This window comes from Agrococcus sp. GW821-FHT14H11 (assembly GCF_058803545.1).
On record NZ_JBXAPA010000019.1, the window covers coordinates 1,941 to 5,412 of the forward strand.

Annotated in this window: 2 rRNA genes (1 of these 2 running past the window's edge); both read right to left on the reverse strand. The window is 56.4% G+C overall.

Features of this window, described 5'->3' with window-relative positions:
* Nucleotides 1-1,511, reverse strand: a 23S ribosomal RNA gene (locus tag AC1RNL_RS13340) (it extends 1,663 nt beyond the left edge of the window).
* A 402-nt stretch (nt 1,512-1,913) separates the two neighbouring features.
* Nucleotides 1,914-3,434, reverse strand: a 16S ribosomal RNA gene (locus AC1RNL_RS13345).
* The 16S and 23S rRNA genes sit together here, the layout of an rRNA operon.
* Between the last annotated feature and the right edge of the window lie 38 nt (nt 3,435-3,472).

Below are 3,472 nucleotides of genomic sequence, written 5' to 3' on the forward strand. Positions count from 1 at the left end.
GTATCAACCTGATGTCCATCGACTACGCCTGTCGGCCTCGCCTTAGGTCCCGGCTTACCCAGGGAAGATTAGCTTGACCCTGGAACCCTTGGTCTTTCGGAGGACTGGTTTCTCGCCAGTCTTTCGCTACTCATGCCTGCATTCTCACTCGTGTGGCGTCCACGGCTGGATTCCTCCGCCGCTTCACTCGCCACACGACGCTCTCCTACCAATCCGCACGCCTGGACAGCCACGAGGGCTGCCGAGCTGTTGCGCGAATTCCACGACTTCGGTGGTGTGCTTGAGCCCCGCTAAATTGTCGGCGCAGAATCACTTGACCAGTGAGCTATTACGCACTCTTTCAAGGGTGGCTGCTTCTAAGCCAACCTCCTGGTTGTCTAAGCAACTCCACATCCTTTTCCACTTAGCACACGCTTAGGGACCTTAGTCGGTGGTCTGGGTTGTTTCCCTCTCGACGATGAAGCTTATCCCCCACCGTCTCACTGCTGCGCTCTCACTTACCGGCATTCGGAGTTTGGCTGACGTCAGTAACCTTTTGGGGCCCATCGGCCATCCAGTAGCTCTACCTCCGGCAAGAAACACGCAACGCTGCACCTAAATGCATTTCGGAGAGAACCAGCTATCACGAAGTTTGATTGGCCTTTCACCCCTATCCACAGCTCATCCCCTCAGTTTTCAACCTAAGTGGGTTCGGTCCTCCACGAGGTCTTACCCTCGCTTCAACCTGGCCATGGATAGATCACTTCGCTTCGGGTCTAGGACATGCGACTGAATCGCCCTATTCAGACTCGCTTTCGCTACGGCTACCCCACACGGGTTAACCTCGCCACATATCGCTAACTCGCAGGCTCATTCTTCAAAAGGCACGCTGTCACAGCTGCTAGGGCTGCTCCAACGGTTTGTAAGCAAACGGTTTCAGGTACTATTTCACTCCCCTCCCGGGGTACTTTTCACCTTTCCCTCACGGTACTTGTCCGCTATCGGTCATCTGGGAGTATTTAGGCTTACCAGGTGGTCCTGGCTGATTCACACGGGATTTCTCGGGCCCCGTGCTACTTGGGATGGACCTCGCGCCATTGCGCGGTTTCGGCTACGGGATTGTCACCCTCTTCGATGAGCCTTTCCAAGCTCTTCGCCTACCGCGGTCTGTAACGCTTGCTGCTCGGCAGAGCAGCTGAGATGTCCCACAACCCCGATCGTGCAACGCCTGCCGGCTATCACACACGATCGGTTTAGCCTCTTCCGCGTTCGCTCGCCACTACTTACGGAATCACTGTTGTTTTCTCTTCCTGTGGGTACTGAGATGTTTCACTTCCCCACGTTCCCTCTACCCGCCCTATATATTCAGGCGGGAGTCACTGGGTCGGCACGCCGCCCAGCGGGGTTTCCCCATTCGGAGATCCTCGGATCAAAGCTCGTTTATCAGCTCCCCGAGGCTTATCGCAGATTACTACGTCCTTCATCGGCTCCAGATGCCAAGGCATCCACCGTTTGCTCTTAGAAACTTGACCACATACATGAGTATTTTGGTTAGGACACCACCGCCGAAGCGATGGCGACCAATGATCTATAAAGATCATCAAGACTCGAGCCGAAGCTCGAATCTAAGATGCTCGCGTCCACTGTGTAGTTCTCAACTTACGGTCGGTACCGTCAGCCCCAGCGCCCTGCGCTGCGACCGGCCGGTCCGAGGTTCCGAAGACGCCAAAAGGCGCCGTCTGGTCCCTCAGGACCCAACAGCGTGCATGTGCTCGATCTCCCGCGTCCCGCCGTTCCTGACTGCAAGCAGTCGTACTGAGCTGGACCCGATCCCTCGAGCACCAATGTCAATGTTCCACCCTTGAGCTGACCACCGGTCGACGTGTGCGACCGTAGTGGCTCTGCGCCGGCTGAGCCGGCGAGATGCTCCTTAGAAAGGAGGTGATCCAGCCGCACCTTCCGGTACGGCTACCTTGTTACGACTTAGTCCTAATCACCGATCCCACCTTCGACAGCTCCCTCCAAAAGGTTAGGCCACTGGCTTCGGGTGTTACCGACTTTCATGACTTGACGGGCGGTGTGTACAAGGCCCGGGAACGTATTCACCGCAGCGTTGCTGATCTGCGATTACTAGCGACTCCGACTTCATGAGGTCGAGTTGCAGACCTCAATCCGAACTGAGACCGGCTTTTTGGGATTCGCTCCACCTTGCGGTATCGCAGCCCATTGTACCGGCCATTGTAGCATGCGTGAAGCCCAAGACATAAGGGGCATGATGATTTGACCTCATCCCCACCTTCCTCCGAGTTGACCCCGGCAGTATCCCATGAGTTCCCACCATTACGTGCTGGCAACATAGGACGAGGGTTGCGCTCGTTGCGGGACTTAACCCAACATCTCACGACACGAGCTGACGACAACCATGCACCACCTGTATACCGACCTTGCGGGGCGACCATCTCTGGCCGTTTCCGGTATATGTCAAGCCTTGGTAAGGTTCTTCGCGTTGCATCGAATTAATCCGCATGCTCCGCCGCTTGTGCGGGCCCCCGTCAATTCCTTTGAGTTTTAGCCTTGCGGCCGTACTCCCCAGGCGGGGAACTTAATGCGTTAGCTACGACACGGAGACCGTGGAATGGTCCCCACATCTAGTTCCCAACGTTTACGGCATGGACTACCAGGGTATCTAAGCCTGTTTGCTCCCCATGCTTTCGCTCCTCAGCGTCAGTTACGGCCCAGAGATCTGCCTTCGCCATCGGTGTTCCTCCTGATATCTGCGCATTCCACCGCTACACCAGGAATTCCAATCTCCCCTACCGCACTCTAGTCTGCCCGTACCCACTGCAAGCCCGAGGTTGAGCCTCGGGTTTTCACAGCAGACGCGACAAACCGCCTACGAGCTCTTTACGCCCAATAATTCCGGACAACGCTTGCACCCTACGTATTACCGCGGCTGCTGGCACGTAGTTAGCCGGTGCTTTTTCTGCAGGTACCGTCACTTTCGCTTCTTCCCTGCTAAAAGAGGTTTACAACCCGAAGGCCTTCGTCCCTCACGCGGCGTTGCTGCATCAGGCTTGCGCCCATTGTGCAATATTCCCCACTGCTGCCTCCCGTAGGAGTCTGGGCCGTGTCTCAGTCCCAGTGTGGCCGGTCACCCTCTCAGGCCGGCTACCCGTCGTCGCCTTGGTGAGCCGTTACCTCACCAACTAGCTGATAGGCCGTGAGCTGATCCTTGACCGAAGTTCTTTCCACCATCAGGAGATGCCTCCGAGGGTCGTATCCGGTATTAGACGCCGTTTCCAGCGCTTATCCCAGAGTCAAGGGCACATTGCTCACGTATTACTCACCCGTTCGCCACTAATCCAGAGGAGCAAGCTCCTCCTTCATCGTTCGACTTGCATGTGTTAAGCACGCCGCCAGCGTTCGTCCTGAGCCAGGATCAAACTCTCCGTAAAGAAATGTTGCATGCCGGCCGGGGAAAACCGGTCGGCAG